At 71.0% G+C, this 18,610-nt stretch carries 18 protein-coding genes; 11 read left to right on the forward strand and 7 right to left on the reverse strand.

Going from position 1 to position 18,610, the window contains the following annotated elements; genetic code table 11:
* Window positions 1-33 precede the first annotated feature (33 nt).
* The gene (locus ACZ3OF_RS29405) at window positions 34-948 is read right to left on the reverse strand and encodes an NAD-dependent epimerase/dehydratase family protein (protein WP_361676994.1); all 915 of its coding nucleotides are present in this window, start codon (window positions 946-948) and stop codon (window positions 34-36) included.
* A 333-nt stretch (window positions 949-1,281) separates the two neighbouring features.
* Here ACZ3OF_RS29405 and ACZ3OF_RS29410 point away from each other — a divergent pair, with 333 nt between their 5' ends.
* Window positions 1,282-1,494: a DUF397 domain-containing protein gene (locus tag ACZ3OF_RS29410; RefSeq protein WP_361442459.1), complete on the forward strand. Its 213-nt coding sequence runs from the start codon at window positions 1,282-1,284 to the stop codon at window positions 1,492-1,494.
* Between the two features lie 74 nt (window positions 1,495-1,568).
* Here ACZ3OF_RS29410 and ACZ3OF_RS29415 read toward each other — a convergent pair whose 3' ends face one another.
* Window positions 1,569-2,096, reverse strand: a complete 528-nt coding sequence (locus ACZ3OF_RS29415) for an ATP-binding protein (RefSeq protein WP_361676991.1) — start codon at window positions 2,094-2,096, stop codon at window positions 1,569-1,571.
* A 279-nt stretch (window positions 2,097-2,375) separates the two neighbouring features.
* Between ACZ3OF_RS29415 and ACZ3OF_RS29420 the strand changes: the two genes are divergently transcribed.
* From ACZ3OF_RS29420 to ACZ3OF_RS29450, 7 genes are all read left to right on the forward strand, one after another.
* Window positions 2,376-3,248, forward strand: a complete 873-nt coding sequence (locus ACZ3OF_RS29420) for a helix-turn-helix domain-containing protein (protein ID WP_361676988.1) — start codon at window positions 2,376-2,378, stop codon at window positions 3,246-3,248.
* Between the two features lie 84 nt (window positions 3,249-3,332).
* Window positions 3,333-4,790 (forward strand): aldehyde dehydrogenase family protein, encoded by a 1,458-nt coding sequence (locus tag ACZ3OF_RS29425; protein ID WP_361676985.1) that lies wholly within the window; start codon window positions 3,333-3,335, stop codon window positions 4,788-4,790.
* A 145-nt stretch (window positions 4,791-4,935) separates the two neighbouring features.
* Entirely contained in the window at window positions 4,936-5,481 is a 546-nt protein-coding gene (locus ACZ3OF_RS29430; RefSeq protein WP_361676982.1) for a DinB family protein, read from the forward strand.
* A gap of 25 nt (window positions 5,482-5,506) precedes the next feature.
* The gene (locus tag ACZ3OF_RS29435; RefSeq protein ID WP_467307778.1) at window positions 5,507-6,148 is read left to right on the forward strand and encodes a PadR family transcriptional regulator; all 642 of its coding nucleotides are present in this window, start codon (window positions 5,507-5,509) and stop codon (window positions 6,146-6,148) included.
* Between the two features lie 79 nt (window positions 6,149-6,227).
* The gene (locus tag ACZ3OF_RS29440; RefSeq protein ID WP_361676976.1) at window positions 6,228-7,190 is read left to right on the forward strand and encodes an ATP-binding cassette domain-containing protein; all 963 of its coding nucleotides are present in this window, start codon (window positions 6,228-6,230) and stop codon (window positions 7,188-7,190) included.
* Complete coding sequence (locus tag ACZ3OF_RS29445) at window positions 7,187-7,951, forward strand: ABC transporter permease (protein WP_361676973.1); 765 nt, start codon at window positions 7,187-7,189, stop codon at window positions 7,949-7,951. The genes ACZ3OF_RS29440 and ACZ3OF_RS29445 overlap by 4 nt, the downstream gene beginning before the upstream one ends.
* 119 nt (window positions 7,952-8,070) lie before the next feature.
* On the forward strand, window positions 8,071-9,348 hold the full coding sequence (locus tag ACZ3OF_RS29450) for a WD40/YVTN/BNR-like repeat-containing protein (RefSeq protein WP_467307781.1): 1,278 nt from the start codon (window positions 8,071-8,073) through the stop codon (window positions 9,346-9,348).
* Window positions 9,349-9,361: 13 nt separating this feature from the next.
* On the opposite strand, the gene ACZ3OF_RS29455 is transcribed toward ACZ3OF_RS29450, so the two are convergent.
* From ACZ3OF_RS29455 to ACZ3OF_RS29465, 3 genes are all read right to left on the reverse strand, one after another.
* Window positions 9,362-10,774: a glutamate decarboxylase gene (locus tag ACZ3OF_RS29455; protein ID WP_361676967.1), complete on the reverse strand. Its 1,413-nt coding sequence runs from the start codon at window positions 10,772-10,774 to the stop codon at window positions 9,362-9,364.
* 20 nt (window positions 10,775-10,794) lie between these two features.
* The gene (locus ACZ3OF_RS29460; RefSeq protein ID WP_467307782.1) at window positions 10,795-12,090 is read right to left on the reverse strand and encodes an ion channel protein; all 1,296 of its coding nucleotides are present in this window, start codon (window positions 12,088-12,090) and stop codon (window positions 10,795-10,797) included.
* A 63-nt stretch (window positions 12,091-12,153) separates the two neighbouring features.
* Window positions 12,154-12,522: a YbjQ family protein gene (locus tag ACZ3OF_RS29465; protein ID WP_361676964.1), complete on the reverse strand. Its 369-nt coding sequence runs from the start codon at window positions 12,520-12,522 to the stop codon at window positions 12,154-12,156.
* A gap of 160 nt (window positions 12,523-12,682) precedes the next feature.
* Here ACZ3OF_RS29465 and ACZ3OF_RS29470 point away from each other — a divergent pair, with 160 nt between their 5' ends.
* Window positions 12,683-13,396 carry a DedA family protein gene (locus ACZ3OF_RS29470; protein WP_361676961.1) on the forward strand — a complete coding sequence of 238 codons (714 nt, stop codon included), beginning with the start codon at window positions 12,683-12,685 and terminating at the stop codon, window positions 13,394-13,396.
* A 39-nt stretch (window positions 13,397-13,435) separates the two neighbouring features.
* On the opposite strand, the gene ACZ3OF_RS29475 is transcribed toward ACZ3OF_RS29470, so the two are convergent.
* The gene (locus tag ACZ3OF_RS29475; RefSeq protein ID WP_361677201.1) at window positions 13,436-15,082 is read right to left on the reverse strand and encodes a threonine/serine exporter family protein; all 1,647 of its coding nucleotides are present in this window, start codon (window positions 15,080-15,082) and stop codon (window positions 13,436-13,438) included.
* A gap of 125 nt (window positions 15,083-15,207) precedes the next feature.
* Window positions 15,208-15,702, reverse strand: coding sequence for an inorganic diphosphatase (locus tag ACZ3OF_RS29480; RefSeq protein ID WP_019888410.1), 495 nt, complete (start codon window positions 15,700-15,702; stop codon window positions 15,208-15,210).
* Window positions 15,703-15,805: 103 nt separating this feature from the next.
* Here ACZ3OF_RS29480 and dacB point away from each other — a divergent pair, with 103 nt between their 5' ends.
* Together dacB and ACZ3OF_RS29490 are read left to right on the forward strand one after the other, a co-directional pair.
* Window positions 15,806-17,338, forward strand: coding sequence for a D-alanyl-D-alanine carboxypeptidase/D-alanyl-D-alanine endopeptidase (gene dacB, locus ACZ3OF_RS29485; protein ID WP_361676958.1), 1,533 nt, complete (start codon window positions 15,806-15,808; stop codon window positions 17,336-17,338).
* A gap of 49 nt (window positions 17,339-17,387) precedes the next feature.
* Window positions 17,388-18,518, forward strand: a complete 1,131-nt coding sequence (locus tag ACZ3OF_RS29490; RefSeq protein ID WP_361676955.1) for a zinc-dependent metalloprotease — start codon at window positions 17,388-17,390, stop codon at window positions 18,516-18,518.
* The last annotated feature ends 92 nt before the right edge of the window (window positions 18,519-18,610 follow it).

The raw sequence follows: 18,610 nt of genomic DNA on the forward strand, positions 1-18,610 counted from the left end.
GCCGCCCCCGGCCACCCGGGCCGTACGGGCCGCTCACCACTCCGTCAGGGCCGCGAGGCCGGACGCGCAGTCCTGGTAGCGCGGCCGCCAGCCCAGCTCGGCCCCGGCCTTGGCGTTGGAGACGGTCAGGTTGGTGGTGCACACCCGGTGCGCGTACGGCATCGGCCGCGTCAGCCAGGCCGGTACCGTCGGCGGTCGCGGCGTGCCGAACACCTTGGCGACCGCCCGCACATGGGCGCCGAAGCCCATCGGGCCGTCGTCCACGATGTTGTACGCCTCTCCCGGCCGCCCGCCCCGGACCGCCAGCGCGACCGCGCGCGCCGCGTCATGCAGGTGGACCCAGGGCAGCACCCGGCCCCGGTCCGCGACCGCCGGCAGCTTCCGCCTCCGCAGCAGATCCACCACGGCCTCGGTGCCGCCGGGTCCGTAGAAGACGCCGAAGCGCAGCGCGATGCCCTCGATCCCCTCGGTCCCGAGCATCAGCTCCTCCTTGGTGCGCATGGCGTCCACATGACGCTGGGACGCCGCGTCGAGGCCGGTCGGTCCGAAGGTGTCGTCCTCCGTGACCACGCGGTTCCCGAAGTCGCCGTACCCGTACCCGAACACCATCGACTCGGCGATCATCCGCCGCGCGCCCATCGCGCGCGCCGCCTCGACCAGATGCGCGGTCCCCGCGGTCCGCAGCGCGTCGGTCGCGTCCATGTCCTGGTGCCTCATCGGAGGCTCGCGCAGGGCGGTCGCCGCGTGCACGACGGTGCCGATCTCCAGCCCCTCCACCGCCCGGAGCAGCCCGTCGCGGTCCATGAGGTCGGCGACGACGTCGTTCTCCGCCCCGCGGCCGAGGCCGAGCACGGTGTGTCCGGCCGCGGTGAGTTCCTCGGCGACGTGGCGTCCGAAGACCCCGCTCGCCCCTGCCAGCAGCACGTTGTCGGTGTCAGTCATGCTCATGGGACGAGCATGGGCTCCCGGATGTGACATCACCGGAAACGACCCGCATTCCTGCCGAGCAGGGGCTCGGCCCTGCTCCTCACCGCCCTGGACGACCTGGCCGAAGCGCTCGCCGAGGACACCACCGGGAAGCGCACGCCGTAGGGTGAGGCGAGCGGGCGTGTCTTACTGGCCGGTAGACGCTGAGTCGCGTAGTCGCTACGCCACCCCTCGTGCACGTGCATCTGCTCATGCATTGGCATATGAACACAGCTATGATCCGAGGAAGTTGACACCTGCATCAAGTATCTCGGGGAGCTACCAGTGCATCATGCGCATCACGCGTACAACGGCATGGCGGCCACGGAGCTCCGGGATGTGGTGTGGCAGAAGAGCCGGCACAGCAACTCCCAGGGATCCTGCGTGGAGTTCGCCAAATTGCCCGGTGGAAACGTTGCCGTGCGCAACTCGCGCCACCCGGACGGCCCCGCGCTCGTCTACACGCCCGCCGAGATAGAGGCGCTGCTGCTGGGCGTCAAGGACGGGGAGTTCGACCACCTGGTGTGAGCACAGGGACGTGAGCGAGAAAAGGGGAAGGGCCCCGGCATCCCGCCGGGGCCCTTTCCGTACGGCTACGCGCGTCACTCCGGTCCGAGCCGGAACAGCGCCCAGACGACCTTGCCCTGGAGCGTCCCGGCGAGCGGGTGCCAGCCCCAGCTGTCGCTGAAGGAGTCGACCAGGAACAGCCCGCGCCCCGACTCCGCCGCGAAGTCCTCGTCCCCCGCGCGCGTCTCCGGGCTCCGGTGGCTGGGGTCGCGCACCGCGCACACGAGCCGGCTCGTCCATCGCATCAGATGCAGCCGCACGGGGGGAGTGTTCCGGCCGTCTTCGTGAAGACCTCGGGAGTCCCTCGCGTCGTGCGCCGCCTCCGACGGCAGCGCGTGCCTCAGGGCGTTGGTGACGAGCTCGGAGACGACCAGGGCCACGTCGTCGAAGCGTTCGGTGAGGTCCCACTGCGCGAGCGTTGCCCGGGTGAACTTCCGTGCGCCGCCCACCGCTTCGTACGCGGGTGGCAGGGCGCAGGAGGCCGAGCTGGAGACGGCGGCGGGATCGATCGGCGGAAGCCCCTGCCGTAACGGCTCGAGCATGGTCGATCCATTCGTCCCCATGCGAGGCACTCCCGGGAATCGCGGCGAATCGCGGATGTGGTGCGGTTGCGCGGGGTCCATCGTTCCGAATGCGACCACTGGATGCAAGGGCAGATGCACGTGCACGCGCCGGACCTGTCCGTCCCCGCGCCGATTCTGTGCATATCTTCTGGTGACCGGTTCCGCCTTGATCATGAAGTCGCCCTGAAGTTGCCGTCTTTCCGTAATCGAATGTGTACGGGCTGAAGCGTTTAGTGGCACAATCCGGGGGCCCGAGACCGCGAAGGAGAGGCTGGAGCCGTGACCGCAGTCGAATCGAGCGGAGCGAGCGGGAGTGTCGTGCGGCGCATCCTGCTGGGTTCGCAGCTGAGGCGGCTGCGCGAGTCGCGCGGCATCACCCGCGAGGCGGCCGGCTACTCGATCCGCGCGTCCGAATCCAAGATCAGCCGTATGGAGTTGGGCAGGGTGAGCTTCAAGGCCAGGGACGTCGAGGACCTGCTCACGCTCTACGGCGTCAGCGACGAGGCGGAGCGCGGCTCGCTCCTCGGGCTCGCCCGCGAGGCCAACGTGGCCGGCTGGTGGCACAGTTTCGGCGACGTCCTGCCCGGCTGGTTCCAGACGTACATCGGCCTCGAAGGCGCCGCCTCCCTCATTCGGGTCTACGAAGTCCAGTTCGTCCACGGCCTGTTGCAGACCGAGGCGTACGCACACGCCGTCGTCACCCGCGGCATGCCCGGCGCCCCGCGTGCCGAGATCGACCGCCGCGTCGCGCTGCGCCTGGAGCGCCAGAAGGTCCTCGTCTCCGAGCGTGCCCCGCACTTCCACGCCGTCCTCGACGAGGCGTCGCTGCGCCGCCCGTACGGCGACCGTGCCGTGATGCAGGGCCAGTTGAGGCATCTCATCGAGATCTCCGAGCACCCCCACGTGACGCTCCAGGTCATGCCCTTCAGCTATGGAGGGCACGCCGGCGAGAGCGGGGCGTTCACCATGCTGAGCTTCCCCGAGTCCGACCTCTCCGACGTCGTCTATCTGGAGCAGCTGACCAGCGCGCTGTACCTCGACAAGCGCGAGGAGGTCGCCCAGTACGCGCGCGTGATGGAGCGGCTGGCCGAGGACAGCCCCGATCCGGCCGAAAGCCGGGATCTTCTCCGAGGACTGCTTCAACTCACGTAGGACGTAAGTACGATGACGTGACATCAGAGTGTCCTGTTGTCACAGTCGCCACGTCCGCCACCGCGGGTTAAGGGGTCTCGTTACATGTCCTACTTCTCCGACCTGGCCCACCAGTACATAGACGGCGAGTGGAAGCCCGGCAGCGGCTCGTGGGACATCATCGACTTCAACCCGTACACGGGGGAGAAGCTCGCCTCGATCACCGTCGCCACCGCCGACGAAGTCGACCGCGCCTACCGCGCCGCCGAGCGCGCCCAGCGTGAGTGGGCCGAGACCAACCCGTACACCCGCCGGCTCGTCTTCGAGCGCGCGCTGCGGATCGTCGAGGACCGCGAGCAGGAGATCAGCGACACGATCGTCGCCGAGCTCGGCGGCACGCGCCTGAAGGCGGCCTTCGAGCTGCACCTCGCCAAGGAGTTCCTGCGCGAGGCGATCCAGCTGGCGCTGCGGCCCGAGGGCCGGATCCTGCCCTCGCCCGTCGACGGCAAGGAGAACCGCGTCTACCGGCTCCCGGTCGGCGTCGTCGGTGTCATCTCCCCCTTCAACTTCCCCTTCCTCCTCTCCCTCAAGTCGGTCGCGCCCGCGCTCGCGCTCGGCAACGCGGTCGTCCTCAAGCCGCACCAGAACACGCCGATCTGCGGTGGCACGCTCGTCGCGAAGGTCCTGGAGGACGCCGGTCTGCCGGCCGGTCTGCTGAACGTCGTCGTCACCGACATCGCCGAGATCGGCGACGCGCTGCTGACCCACCCGGTCCCGAAGGTCATCTCCTTCACGGGCTCCGACAAGGTCGGCCGTCACGTCGCCACCGTCTGCGCGCAGAACTTCAAGCACGCCGTCCTCGAACTCGGCGGCAACAGCGCCCTGATCGTCCTCGAGGACGCCGATGTCGACTACGCCGTGGACGCGGCCGTCTTCAGCCGCTTCGTGCACCAGGGACAGGTCTGCATGGCCGCCAACCGGATCCTGGTGGACCGCACGGTGGAGGAGGAGTTCACCGAGAAGTTCGTCGCGAAGGTGAAGACCCTGCGCGTCGGCGACCCGGCGGACCCCGCCACCCACATCGGCCCGCTCATCAACTCCCAGCAGGCGGAGTCGGTCTCGGCCGTCGTCGAGCAGGCGGTGGAGGCCGGCGCGACGGCCCTGCTGCACGGCTCGGCCGACGGCAACGTCGTCTCCCCGTCGGTCCTGTCCGGCCTCCCGGCGGACGCGCCCGTCCTGAGCCAGGAGATCTTCGGCCCGGTGGCCCTCGTCATCCCCTTCGACGGCGAGGACGAGGCGGTACGGATCGCCAACGACACGCCGTACGGGCTGAGCGGCGCCGTCCACACGGGGGACATCGAGCGGGGTGTACGGGTCGCCAAGCGCATCCACACCGGCATGATCCACATCAACGACGGCACCGTGGCCGACGAGCCGATCGTGCCGTTCGGCGGCGAGAAGCACTCGGGCGTGGGTCGGCTGAACGGTGACGCGATGATCGAGGCCTTCACCACCCAGAAGTGGATCTCGATCCAGCACGGCCGGAGCCGCTTCCCCTTCTAGGGGGCGGGTTTCTGGGGGCGTCAGGGCCGCGTCAGGCCTCCCTTGAGGACCGTAACTGTCCTCAAGGATGCGTAGCGTGGTGGGTGTCGGGGAGAGGGAGACCCCCGGCACCCACCACCTCTTTCACGCCAGGAAGGCGGACATCATGGTTGCTCTTGTTCCCGCGGAGGCCCAGGGTGACGAGCGCGGAGCGTTCCTCAACTTCGTCGAGGCCCAGCGGGCCGCGATCCGCCGCGCCGCCCTCGGTCTCACCGAGGAGCAGGCGGCGAGCAGCCCGAGCGCCAGCGCGCTCAGTCTCTCCGGCCTGATCAAGCACGTCGCGGAGGTCGAGCTCAACTGGCTCCGGCTGGCACAGCAGCGCACGAACGAGAAGCAGCGCTCCCAGGAGACCTGGGGCGACGGCTTCCGGCTCGTGGAGGGCGAGAGCGTTCCCGAGACGCTGGCCTTCTGGGAGGTCGTGGCCAAGGAGACCGAGGAGTTCGTCCGGTCGGTGCCGAGCCTGGACGACACCTTCCCGCTGCCGCCCGCGCCGTGGTTCCCCGAGGACGGCCGGGTCTCGATCCGCTGGATGCTGCTCCACCTGGTCCAGGAGATGGGGCGGCACGCCGGGCACGCGGACATCGTCAGGGAGTCCCTGGACGGCAAGGACTCCTTCACGCTCATCGCGGAGGAAGAGGGGCGCGTACCCTAGTCAAAATTGACTAGGAGGTACGAGGGTGTCAGCGATCCGGCTTCTTGTCCTCGGCGCGGTGCGCCAGCACGGGCGCGCCCACGGCTACCAGGTCCGCAACGACCTGGAGTTCTGGGGCGCGCACGAGTGGTCCAACGCCAAGCCCGGCTCGATCTACCACGCGCTCAAGCAGATGGCGAAGCAAGGTCTGCTGCGGGCGTACGAGATCGCGCCGAGCACGGCCGGCGGCCCGCCGCGCACCGAGTACGAGGTGACGGAGAAGGGCACCGAGGAGTACTTCGCGCTGCTGCGCGAGGCGCTGACCACGTACGACCAGAAGATGGACGTCCTGTCCGCGGGGATCGGGTTCATCGTGGACATCCCCCGGGGGGAGGTCGTGGAGCTGCTGCGGCAGCGGGTGCGGGCGCTCGACGAGTGGCGCACCTCCGTCACGGAGTACTACACGCCGGAGGGCGGCCCGCAGCAGCTCGGTCACATCGGCGAGATCATGCACCTCTGGGTCCACTCCGCCGACGCCGGCAAGGAGTGGACGCTCGGGCTGATCGAGCGGATCGAGGCGGGCGCGTACTCGTTCGCGGGGGAGGGCGGGGAGCCCTTCTCGGGGGTCCTCGCCGAGGGTGAGGAGAACCCGTTCTCGACGGGCGGGCCCGATCCGGAATTCGAGTAATCAAGTTTGACTAATTGAGTCGGGTCCGTCTACCTTTGGCTCAGTGGTCAAGTTTGACTACTGGGCTTGGAGGCTGGAAATGACTGACGCGATCGTCGTCGAAGGCGCGCGGAAACGGTACGGCGACAAGCGGGCTCTCGACGGCCTGGACCTGCGCGTGGGGCGCGGCACGGTGCACGGGCTGCTCGGCCCCAACGGCGCGGGCAAGACCACGACGGTACGGATCCTGGCCACGCTGCTGCGGCACGACGAGGGCCTGGTGCGGGTGGCGGGCTTCGACGCCCGGACCCAGGCGCCCGACGTAAGGCGCAGGATCGGGCTCCTCGGGCAGCACGCGGCCGTCGACGAGGAGCTGGGCGGTCGGCAGAACCTGGAGATGTTCGGGCGGCTCTACCACCTGGGGGCCCGGCGGGCCGGCGCGCGGGCCGACGAACTCCTGGAGCGGTTCGGGCTCGCGGACACCGGACGCAAGCCCGTGAAGCAGTTCAGCGGCGGTATGCGCCGGCGCCTCGACCTCGCGGCCTCGCTGATCACCGAGCCGGAGGTGCTCTTCCTGGACGAGCCCACGACCGGGCTCGACCCGCGCGGCCGCGGCGAGGTGTGGGAGTCGGTGCGCTCGCTGGTGGGCGCAGGGACGACCGTCCTGCTCACCACGCAGTACCTGGAGGAGGCCGACCAGCTCGCCGACCGGATCTCGGTCGTCGACCACGGCCGGGTCGTCGCCGACGGAACGGCCGACGAACTGAAGGCGAGGGTCGGCGGCGACCGAATCGACGTCGTCCTGCGGGACGCCCGGCGGCTCGGCGAGGCGGCACGACTGCTGCCCTCCGGCGGATCCGAGGCGACGGTGGACGCCGACCGGCGGCGGATCAGCGTGCCCGTCACGGACCGGATGGCGGCCCTGGCCGAGACCGTACGGGCCCTGGAGGCGGCCGGGATCGAGGCGGAGGACATCGCCCTGCGGCGGCCGACCCTCGACGAGGTCTTCCTCCACCTGACCGGCGACGTGACGAAGGACCAGGAAGCGGAGGTGGCGGCATGAGCGCGGCGTATGTGATGAGCGACTGCTGGACCATGACCCGGCGGGAACTGGCCCACTGGGCGCGGCAGCCGGTCGTGGTGGTGGTCGGCCTCGCCTTCCCGGTCATGATGATGCTGATGTTCGGCTATCTCGTCGGCGGTGGCCGGGAGATCCAGGGCGAGTACGTCGACTACCTCGTGCCGGGCATGCTCACGCTGACGATGGTCTTCGGGCTCGAAGCCACGATGACCGCCGTCACGCAGGACCTCAACAAGGGCGTGATCGACCGCTTCCGCTCGATGCCGATGGCCGACGGGGCGGTCCTGGTGGGGCGTTCGGTCGCCGACATGCTCCAGTCCGCGGCCGGACTGCTGGTGATGGCCGGCGTCGGGTACGCGATCGGCTGGCGCGCGCACGGCGGCGTCGGTGCCTTCCTGGGCGCCGTGGGGCTGCTGCTCCTGCTGCGGTTCGCGATGCTCTGGATCGGGATCTACCTGGCGATGGTGGCGGGACGGCCGGAGCTGGTGATGGCCGTGCAGATCCTGGTCTGGCCGGTCGGCTTCCTCTCCAACGCCTTCGCCTCGCCCGACTCCATGCCGGGGTGGCTGGGCACGGTCGTGGAGTGGAACCCGATGTCGGCGACGGCGACGGCGGTACGGGATCTGTTCGGCAACCCGGGCGGCGAGCCGGGGCACGTCATGGCGGCGGTGGTGTGGCCGCTGCTGCTCCTCGCGGTCTTCCTCCCGCTGGCGGTACGGAGGTTCAGGCGGCTGAGCGTGTAGAGGTTCAGGCGGCTGAGCGTGTAGGGGAGCCGGCGCGTGGTGGGAACCCGAACCGGTCGAGCGGTGTACCTAAGGCAGACGGTTCACCGCGGACCGGGCGAGGGACAGGGGGACGGGCGATGCGCAGGCTCAGGCTGGGTGGTGTGGCCGGCGCCGTCGTGGCGCTGGTGCTGACGGCTTGCACGGGGGAGGGGAGCGCGGGGGGCCCGGGACCTTCGGGCTCGCCGGGGCCTTCGGGCTCGCCGGGCGCTTCGGGCTCTTCGGGTGCGGGGGCCTCTTCGGCCTCGGGGCCTGCGGGCGGGGCGGGCGCCCCGGCCGGTCCTCCGCCGCGGATTCCGTCCGGTCGGGAGCTGCCCGGGTGGTCCCACTCCCTCGGATTCGCCGCCGACGGCAGCGGGTTCGCCCTGCTGGCCGACTGCGTCGGTGACGAGGCGGCCCCGGAGAACGGCTTCTGCAGGCAGCACGTGGCCGTGCTCGACCGGGGCGCGAAGAGCTGGGAGCTGCGCAGGTCCCCACTGCCCGAGACGCGGGGCACGGCCGGTGCCTCGTCGACCCTGCTGGTCCTGGGGCCGGGGCGGGCGCTGGTCGAGGAGGGCGGCGCGGAGCCGGAGGCGCAGCGGAGCTGGTTCACCCGGGACGGCGGGCGGACCTGGCGCGAGGTCGACGCGCGCACGAGCGGTACGGCCCCGGTGATACCGGCCGGGGCCGTCCTCGCCACCGACTGCGCCCAGCCCGCCGGCGCCCGGGTGGACAACTGCGCCCGGGAGCGGCTGGTCGTGGTCTCCCCCGAGGACGGGCGGCGGCGCGCCCTGACCCAGGGGCCGCCGCTCGGGGCGCATCCGCGGCCGGCCGAGGTGGCGGAGCCCGACGGCTCCTGGTGGGTCTCCGGCACCGACCCCTTCTCCGGCCGGGCGGCGGTCGCTGTCTCCCGGGACCAGGGGCGCAGTTGGTCGCTGAGCAGACTGCCGAGCCCGACCACCGAGCCCGGCTGGTTCACTGCGGTCGCGGTCGGCCCGGGCGTCGTCTACGCGGCGGAGACGGGGGAGTTGAAGGGCGGTGACCCGGTCAAGAACCCCATGCGGGCGCTGCACCGCTCCCGGGACGGCGGCCGCACCTGGGAGCGGATGTGGACGACGGGGCCGATGATCGAGCCCCGCACGCTCCTGGGGATCCCGGTGCCGGGCCCCGACGGCCGGGTGCTGATCAGCGCCGAGGACCGGGAGTACGTGAGCGTCGACGGCGGCCGCAGCTTCCGCCCCTCCGGCGAGGGCACCGCCTTCACCCGTCGTACGCCCGCCGGGCTGCTCCGCCACAACACCAGCTGTCTCTATGACATATCCGTCGACGGCGAGCGCTGGGCGGAGTTCGCTCTGGGGTGCGCGGGCGAGTCGTTCTGAGGCGCTCTCCCGCTCAGTGGTGGAAGGAGGTGGCGGCCGCCTTGTTGTCGATCGACGGGCCGGACTGCCGCCGCAGTTCGGGCAGGACCCGGTTCAGATCCTCGATGAACAGCCTCGCGAGGTCGGCCGAGAAGCCGTTGCGGCAGACCACGCGCAGTACGGACAGGTCCTCCCGGTTGGCGGGGAAGGTGTAGGCCGGAACGAGCCAGCCGTTCTCCCGCAGTCGGCGCGAGACGTCGAAGACGTCGAAGCGGCTCACGTCGGGGGCGGTGGTGAACGCGAAGACCGGAAGCTGATCGCCGTAGGTGAGAAGGCGGAAGTCGCCCATCGCCTCGATCCGTTCGGAGAGCCCGCGGGCGATGTCCCGGGTGGTCTGCTGGACCGCCCGGTAGCCCTCCCGGCCGAGCCGCAGGAACGTGTAGTACTGCGCGACGACCTGGGCTCCCGGCCGGGAGAAGTTGAGGGCGAAGGTCGGCATGTCGCCGCCGAGGTAGTTGACCCGGAAGACGAGTTCCTCCGGGAGCTCGGCAGGGGAGCGCCACAGGGCCCAGCCGACGCCCGGGTAGACCAGGCCGTACTTGTGACCGGAGGTGTTGATCGAGGAGACCCGCGGCAGCCGGAAGTCCCAGACCAGATCCTCGTCCACGAAGGGGGCGACCATCGCGCCGGACGCGCCGTCGACGTGGACGGGGATGTCGAGACCGGTCCGTTCCTGGAGGGCGTCGAGCGCGGCGCAGATGTCCGCGACCGGTTCGTAGGAGCCGTCGAAGGTCGAGCCGAGCACGGCGACCACACCGATGGTGTTCTCGTCGCAGAGTTCGGCGGCCGACTGCGGGTCCAGATGGAAGCGGTCGCCCTCCATGGGGACGAGCCGGGCCTCGACCTCCCAGAAGTTGCAGAACTTCTCCCAGCAGACCTGGACGTTGATGCCCATCACGAGGTTGGGCCGGGCGCTGCCCGGATAGCGGTCGGCGTTCTTCTTGGCCCAGCGGCGCTTGAGGGCCATGCCGGCGAGCATGCACGCCTCGCTGGAGCCGGTGGTGGAGCAGCCGACGGCGGTCGAGGCGTCCGGTGCGTTCCAGAGGTCGGCGAGCATGGCCACGCAGCGCCGCTCCAGTTCGGCGGTGCGCGGGTACTCGTCCTTGTCGATCATGTTCTTGTCGCGGCACTCGGCCATGAGGACGCCCGCCTGGGGTTCCATCCAGGTCGTGACGAAGGTGGCGAGGTTGAGCCGGGAGTTGCCGTCGAGCATCAGTTCGTCGTGGACCAGCTGATAGGCGCTCGTGGGCGGCACCGGTCCGTCGGGGAGCCGGTGCATCGGCGGCGCTTCGGTCATGCCACCGACCGGGTTGGCCTGACCGTAGAAGGGGTTGAGGGCGAGGTGCCGGTCGGGTTCGGGTTCGGCGGGACCCTTGTGCAGCGGCATGGGATTCCTTCCAGAGGTGCTCAGTGCAGTGCGGCGCCCGACTCGTCCAGTTCGAGCTGGGGGCGGCCCGTGACGATCAGCCAGGCGGGCAGGGAGGCAAGGCAGAGGAGGGGGAGCATCGTGGGCGAGGCGGCGAGCACGGCGGCGACGAAGAGGCTCAGCCAGCCCTGCCGGGTGGTCGCCAGCAGCACACCGAGCACGCCGGAGGAGATGGCGACGGCGGGGTGGATCTCGGGGACGAGGGCCTGGGCGAGCATGCCGAAGGCGCATCCGATGAAGACCGCGGGGAAGATCCGGCCGCCCACGAATCCGCAGGAGGCGGCGACCAGCAGGGCGGCGAGCTTGACCACGGCCATCTTGGCCAGCTCGCCCGAGGACCAGCCGCCGACGTTCGCGGTCAGCTCCTTCATCTGCTCAAGGCCCTTGAACAGCGTCAGGGACCCGCCGAGCACGCCCAGCAGACCGAGGATCAGACCGCCGGCCGGCAGCATCAGCATCGGGTGCTTCAGCCGCCGGAAGGCCCGGTGGACGAAGGGGAGGCCGTAGCAGCACAGGAGGCCGAAGACGGCCGCGGCGCCGGCGACGACCATCGAGGCGAGCAGATCGGCCCAACCCGGCTCGGGCAGCGGCGGCAGGGACAGGTCGAAGCTTGGATGCGCCAGGAGCGTCGTCGTCATCGCCCCGGCCCCGGCGGCGACCAGGGGGGCGAAGAGCCGGTCCCACAGGGAGCCCTGTCCCTCGCCCGGCCGGTGGACAAGGGCCTCGGAGATGATCAGCGCCGCGGCGACCGGGGTACCGAAGAGGGCGCCGACGGTGGCTGCGGCGGCGAGCGCGACCCAGAACGCGCCCGGTACGGACGGTGCCGCCTTGCGGCCGAGCCAGTAGGCGAGCGCCCCGTTGGCCACGATGATCGGGTTCTCCGGGCCGAGGCTGACGCCGCCGGCCAAGGTGAGGGTGCCCGCGATCAGCAGCCCGGGGACGACCATCGGTGCCACGGGGGCGCTGTCGAGTCCGCCCTCCGCCGGGTCCCCGCCCGCGTGCCCGGGCGCCTTCCAGACGACGAGTCCGACCAGGATCCCGGTGGCGGTGAGCATGACGATCGTCCAGAGGGCGGAGAAGCCTCCGATGCCGAGCGCGTCCGGAAGGGTGTCCCACAGAACGTGCTGGAGCTCCTCGGAGAGCCACTCGATGGCGAGGAACAGCAGACTCGCGCCGACCCCGATCACGAGGGCGGGCAGGACCTGCGGAAGCAGGGCTTGTGCGGGCGTCCTGGGTGCGGGGGGCGGAGGCGCGGACGACGGGTTATCGATGGCCACCGCCCCACCATAGGGGTACAAAAGCCGCACAACATCCCGAGAGTTGAGGGTGTCGCGGTCCAGTCAGGCGCGAGGTGCGATCACCGCCGCGGTGCCGTACGCGCAGACTTCCGTCCCCACGTCCGCCGCCTCCGTGACGTCGAAGCGGAACATCAGCACGGCGTTGGCGCCGCGCGCCTTCGCCTGCTCCACCAGCCGTTCCATCGCCTGGTTGCGAGTCTCCACCAGAGTCTTCGTCAGACCCTTCAGCTCCCCGCCGATCATCGACTTCAGGCCGGCGCCGATCTGGCTGCCCAGATGCCGGGAGCGCACGGTCAGCCCGAAGACCTCGCCGATGATCTGCTGGACCTCGTAGCCGGGAACGTCGTTCGTGGTGACGACCAGCACGTCAGGGTGCGGTCCCTGACCGCCTCCGTACTCCTCGATGCCCATACGCATCCACCTCCTGGCCACCAGCGTCGGCCCGGCCGCGCACCACCGCACCCCGAAGGGGTCCGGTGGGATGCCCTTGGAACCCGGAGCCGTAAGAATGCGTTGATACTTTGGGGCAGCCGTCCCCCCGCCCCCACCGAACCGCAGGAGCCCGGAACCCGTGAATACGCTTGCCCTCGGACCGAGCTGGCTGGACCCGGACTATCTCATTCAGACCTTCGGTCTGATCGGCGTCCTCGTCATCGTCTTCGCCGAGTCCGGACTGCTCATCGGGTTCTTCCTGCCCGGCGACTCGCTGCTCTTCACCACCGGCCTGCTGGTCACCACCGGCAAGCTCGACACGCCGCTGTGGCTCGTCTGCACACTCATCGTGGCCGCCGCCATCATCGGCGACCAGGTCGGCTACCTCTTCGGCCGCAAGGTCGGCCCCGCCCTCTTCAAGCGTCCCGACTCCAAGCTCTTCAAGCAGGAGAACGTGGAGAAGGCGCACGAGTTCTTCGAGAAGCACGGCCCCAAGTCGCTGATCCTGGCCCGCTTTGTGCCGATCGTGCGCACGTTCACGCCGATCATCGCCGGTGTGAGCCGGATGAACTACCGCTCGTTCATCACCTTCAACATCATCGGCGGTGTGCTGTGGGGTGCGGGCGTCACCCTGCTCGGCGCCTCCCTCGGCAAGATCGACTTCGTGCACGAGCACATCGAGATGATCCTCATCCTGATCGTCGCGATCTCCGTGGTCCCGATCGTGATCGAGTACCTCCGCGCCCGCTCCCAGTCCAAGAAGGCCAAGGCGGCCCAGGAGGACGAGACCGGCCACGACGGCCCCGGCACCCCGAACCCCCCGGGCGGCCGCGGCCGCCACGCGCGCCGATAACGGCCGGGGCCCGAAGCCCCGCGCCGACGTCGGCCGGGGTCAGAAGCCCCTCGTACGCTTCGCCGCGCGGCGGGCCGCCGCCGCGCGCGGAGCCTGCATGAAGAGGCGGGCCAGCTCGCCTCCCAGGTTCACCCCGATCGCGATCGCCAGGGCCAGGGCCGCCGCCTTCGCAAGGGAGGCGAAGCCCTGGTCCAGGTTGTTCTGGGCGATGCCCAGCACCCCGAAGTACGTCGCGGAACCCGGCAGCAGCGGCCCGATCGCCGCCGTCACGTACGGCAGCGACGACGTGTGGTTGTAGCGGGCCGCCAGCTGCCCGAACAGACCCACGAGTCCCGCCGCCACCGCCGTCGCCATCACCGCCGACCCGCCGGCCGTCACCGCGATCGACGCGTAGATCACCCACGCCACCCCGCCGTTCAGCGTCGCGAAGAGCACCGTCTGCCGCGACTGCTGCAGCAGGATCGCGAACGTCGCGCACAGCACCATCGACGCCAGGATCTGCACCACCGGCCGCTCGACCGGGTTGAGCACCCCGTCCGGGTTCAGCTGCGCGTCGAACTGCACCGCCAGATACAGCACCGACAGCACACCCACCACGATCGCCACGAAGAAGTACCCGACCTCCAGGAGCCGGGCCGAGGCCGTGATGTAGAAACCCGTCAGACCGTCCTGCACGGCTGCCACCAGCGCCCGTCCCGGGATCAGCGCGAACAGGCCACCCGTGATGACCGCGGAGGGCCGCAGATCCGCGTGGAGCAGCGTCAGCAGCACCCCCATCGCGGCCGGCGGCATCGCCGCCACCAGGAACTGGTAGAACTCCGGCAGCCCGCGCCCCGCGCAGAGCCACGCCAGCCGGTCGCCGAGCACCGCACCCAGCGCCGCCACCATGAAGACCGTGAACCCGCCGCCGAGCAGCACCGAGGCCGCGCCCGCCAGCACACCCGCCGCCGACGACAACACCCATCCGGGGTACGGGTGCCGGTTGCGCCGGATCTCCGCCAGCCGCCGGTACGCCTCCTCCGGGGTGACCTCGTGCGCCTCCGTGTTGATGTCGGCGAGCAGCTGGTAGACCGCCTCCATCCGGGTGTAGTCCGTGCCCCGGCGCCGTACGGTCCGGTTCGCCGTGACCGGGTCGTCCACCAGCGACGGCTGATGCGTGATCGACAGCAGCGTGAACGTCACCGTCGGCTCGCACCGGTCCAGGCCGTAGCTGCGGCAGATCGCGAACATCGCCGCCTCGACGTCCTCCGCACCCTCCCCGCCCGCCAGCAGCAGCTCACCGATACGCAGGGTCAGGTCGAGCACACGGCCCACCGCGGGCCCCGCCTCGTCCTCCTTGCGCGCCGTCTCCGGCACCGGCCGCTCTCCGACCGGCAGCCGCAGCATCGTCCGCATCCGGTCCTGCCACGGCGCGTCCGCCGGCAGCCGCACCAGCGGCATGCCATGGGCGGGCGTGAAGGCGGGCGGCGCGTTCTTCGCGGAGTACGTCGACGGCGGCGCGAACGCCGAGCCCTCGGGCTCCGCGGGCGGCTCCGGAGCCAGTCCCTCGGGAACGGCGAACTCGGAGGTCGGATGCTCCTCCTCCGGCACCACCGGCTGCTCGACCCCCGCCGGCGGCGTGAAGGCGCTGCGCGCCTCGTCCGACTGCGGCTTCCGGTCCTCCGGGCCGTCCGCCTCCGCGACCACTCTCTTCGCCCTCACTCCCATTCGCGCCGTCTGCCCAGTATGGGCACGGGCATACGACAGCACGCGAGACGGGCGGCGCACCCGCACGAGGTGCACCGCCCGTCACAGCTTCAGCAGAGACCCACTCAGTGGGCGCCGCCCTGCGCCTCCAGGCGCTTGTAGGAGGCCTCGATCTCGGCCTCGGCCTCGGCGCGGCCCACCCAGTTGGCGCCCTCGACCGACTTGCCGGGCTCCAGGTCCTTGTAGACCTCGAAGAAGTGCTGGATCTCCAGGCGGTCGAACTCCGACACGTGGTGGATGTCGCGCAGGTGCTCGACACGCGGGTCCGACGCGGGGACGCAGAGCAGCTTGTCGTCGCCGCCGGCCTCGTCCGTCATACGGAACATGCCGATGGCGCGGCACTTGATCAGGCAGCCCGGGAAGGTCGGCTCGTCAAGGATGACCAGCGCGTCCAGCGGGTCGCCGTCCTCGCCGAGGGTGTTCTCGACGAAGCCGTAGTCGGCCGGGTAGCTGGTCGAGGTGAAGAGGCGACGGTCCAGGCGGATACGACCCGTCTCGTGGTCGACCTCGTACTTGTTCCGCGACCCCTTCGGGATCTCGATGGTGACGTCGAACTCCACGGGTGGCTCCTCCTGAATCAAACACATGTGAATGCCTGCGGCAACGCGCAGTGATTAAGTGTCCCTCACGCCTGTGTGTGATCGCGAAAGGGGCTGGTCAGCAATGCCGGAGCCGAGGACCTGGCAGCTCACGGCGTGCTCTGCCGTACTCGGTCTGGCCCTCTCCGCCGCAGCGGTGACCGCGGCCGGCCCGTGGGACAACGGTCAGCGTAAGGCCGAGCGCGCCCGAGCGGCCGCCGCGACCCCGACAGGTGGCGCACATCACGCGGAGCGGCGGCCCCCCGCCGGCCCCCCGCGCCGCCCCGCCCCCGCCCCCAGCGCCGCCGGGGTGCTCCGCGCCCTCGACACGCCCCCGGCCGCCCTGCGGGACGACCTCGCCGCCGTCCTCGTACCGCTCCTGGCCGACCCCGGCCTCGGACCGCTGCGCACCGCCTCGGTCGTCGACGCCACCACCGGCAAGCAGCTGTACGGGGAGGGCGCCACGACCCCCATGACCCCCGCCTCCACCATCAAGATCGCCACCTCGGTCGCCGCCCTGTCCGCCCTGGGCCCCGACCACCGCATCCCCACCAGCGTCGTCGCCTCCCCCGACGGCCGCACCGTCACCCTCGTCGGCGGCGGCGACCCCACCCTCGACCGCGCCCGCCTCAAGGCCCTCGCCACCGCGACGGCCCGCGCCCTGAAGGGCCGCGGCGCGACCGGCGTACGGATCGCCTACGACACGAGCCTCTACCGCGGACCCGCCCGCCACCCCATCGGCCCCAACGAGAACATCGCCCCCGTCAGCGCCCTCATGCTCGACGAAGGGCGACTCGACGGTTCCGGCAGCGGGCCCGCTCCCCGTGCCGCCGACCCGGCCCGCGACACCGCCACCGCCTTCGCCGAACTCCTCACCAAGGCCGGTACGAAGGTCCAGGGCGACCCCGCCCCGGGCACCGCCCCCAAGACGGCCCAAGGCCCCGAGGCGGCCCAAGGCCCCGAGAAGGCCCAGAGCCCGGAGGCGGACCAGAGCCCGGAGGCCGCGCAGGGCCGGGAGCCCGCCCGCGACCCCAAGGCCGGACAGGGCGCCGGGACCGCCCTCCTGGCCCGCACCGAGTCCGCCCCACTCTCCGACCTCGTCGAGCGCACCCTCACCCACAGCGACAACGACCTCGCCGAGGCCCTCGCCCGCCAGACCGCCCTCGCCCGCAAGCAGCCCGCGAGCTTCACCGGCGCAGGCAAGGCCGTCCGCGCCGAACTCACCGCCCTCGGCCTGCCCACCGCCGGCACCCGCTTCGCCGACGGCAGCGGCCTCTCCCGCGACAACCGGCTCTCCGCCGCCCTGCTCACCGGCCTCCTCACCCGAGCGGCCGACCCCGCCCGCCCCGCCCTGCGCCCCGTCCTCACCGGCCTGCCCGTCGGCGGCTTCAGCGGCACCCTCGCAGGCCGCTTCGACACCGAACCCGCCACCACCGGCGCCGGACTCGTCCGCGCCAAGACCGGCACCCTGACGGGCGTCAACACCCTCGCCGGAACCGTCGTCACCGCCGACGGCCGACTCCTCGCCTTCGCCTTCCTCGCCGGCCGCACCCCCTCCCCGTACACCGCCCAACCCGCCCTCGACCGGCTCTCCGCCGCCCTCGCCCCCCAGCGCTGATGGCGCCCGAACACTCACCGAACGGGCGACGAGAACGTACGGTTGACGCATGACGAGCATCGGTGGTGCCGAGATGGTCGACTGGAATCTCGCGGTCGCGACCGCGACCCGACTGGTGAAACCGGGGCCGGAAGTGAGCCGGGAAGAGGCCCGCGACGTCGTCGCGGAACTCCGCAGGCACGCCAAGGCCTCCGAAGAACACGTCAGGGCCTTCACCCGGATGATCCCCGAAGGCCACGAACCGCGGGACACCCCCGTCCTCGTCGTGGACCGCGCCGGCTGGATCAAGGCCAACGTCGCCGGCTTCCGCGAACTGCTCTCCCCGCTCCTCGACAAAATGCAGGAACGGCGCTCCAACACCCCCGGCGGCACCGTGCTCGGCGCCGTCGGCGGCAAGGTCACCGGCGTCGAACTCGGCATGCTGCTGTCCTTCCTCGCCTCCCGCATCCTCGGCCAGTACGAGACCTTCGCCCCCGCCACCCGCGAGCTGCCCGCGGGCGAGAACGGCGGCGGCCGCCTCCTGCTCGTCGCGCCCAACATCGTCCACGTCGAACGCGAACTCGCCGTCGACCCCCACGACTTCCGCCTCTGGGTCTGCCTCCACGAAGAGACCCACCGCACCCAGTTCACCGCCGTCCCCTGGCTGCGCGACCACCTCCAGGGCGAGATCCAGTCGTTCCTCGGCGCCACCGAGGTCGACCCCTCCACCGTCGTGGAACGACTCCGCGAAGCCGCCCAGGCCCTCGCCGGCGGCCGCCCCGAAGGCGAGGAGGGCGAACCGAGCCCCTCCCTCGTCGAACTCGTCCAGACCCCCGAACAGCGCGAGATCCTCGGCCGCCTCACCGCCGTCATGTCCCTCCTCGAAGGACACGCCGACTACGTCATGGACGGCGTCGGCCCCGACGTCGTCCCCTCCGTCGCCGACATCCGCGAGAAGTTCCAGCAGCGTCGCGCCCGCGGCGCCTCACGCCTCGACCTCGCCCTGCGCAAGCTCCTCGGCCTCGACGCCAAACTGCGCCAGTACCGCGACGGAGAACGCTTCGTACGGGCCGTCGTCGACGAGGTCGGCATGGACGGCTTCAACCGCGTATGGACCTCCCCCAACACGCTCCCCACCAAGACCGAGATCGCCGCCCCCGCCGAGTGGATCGCGAGGGTGCACCGTAAGGCAGACTCGTGAGACGGGTGCGACGTACGACGGAAGAACACACCGCCAATCACCCATCCGAGGGACCGTAGACCAGGGGTGGGGCGTGCAATGCTCGGGTAACG

The organism is Streptomyces sp. NPDC022552 (assembly GCF_055561875.1).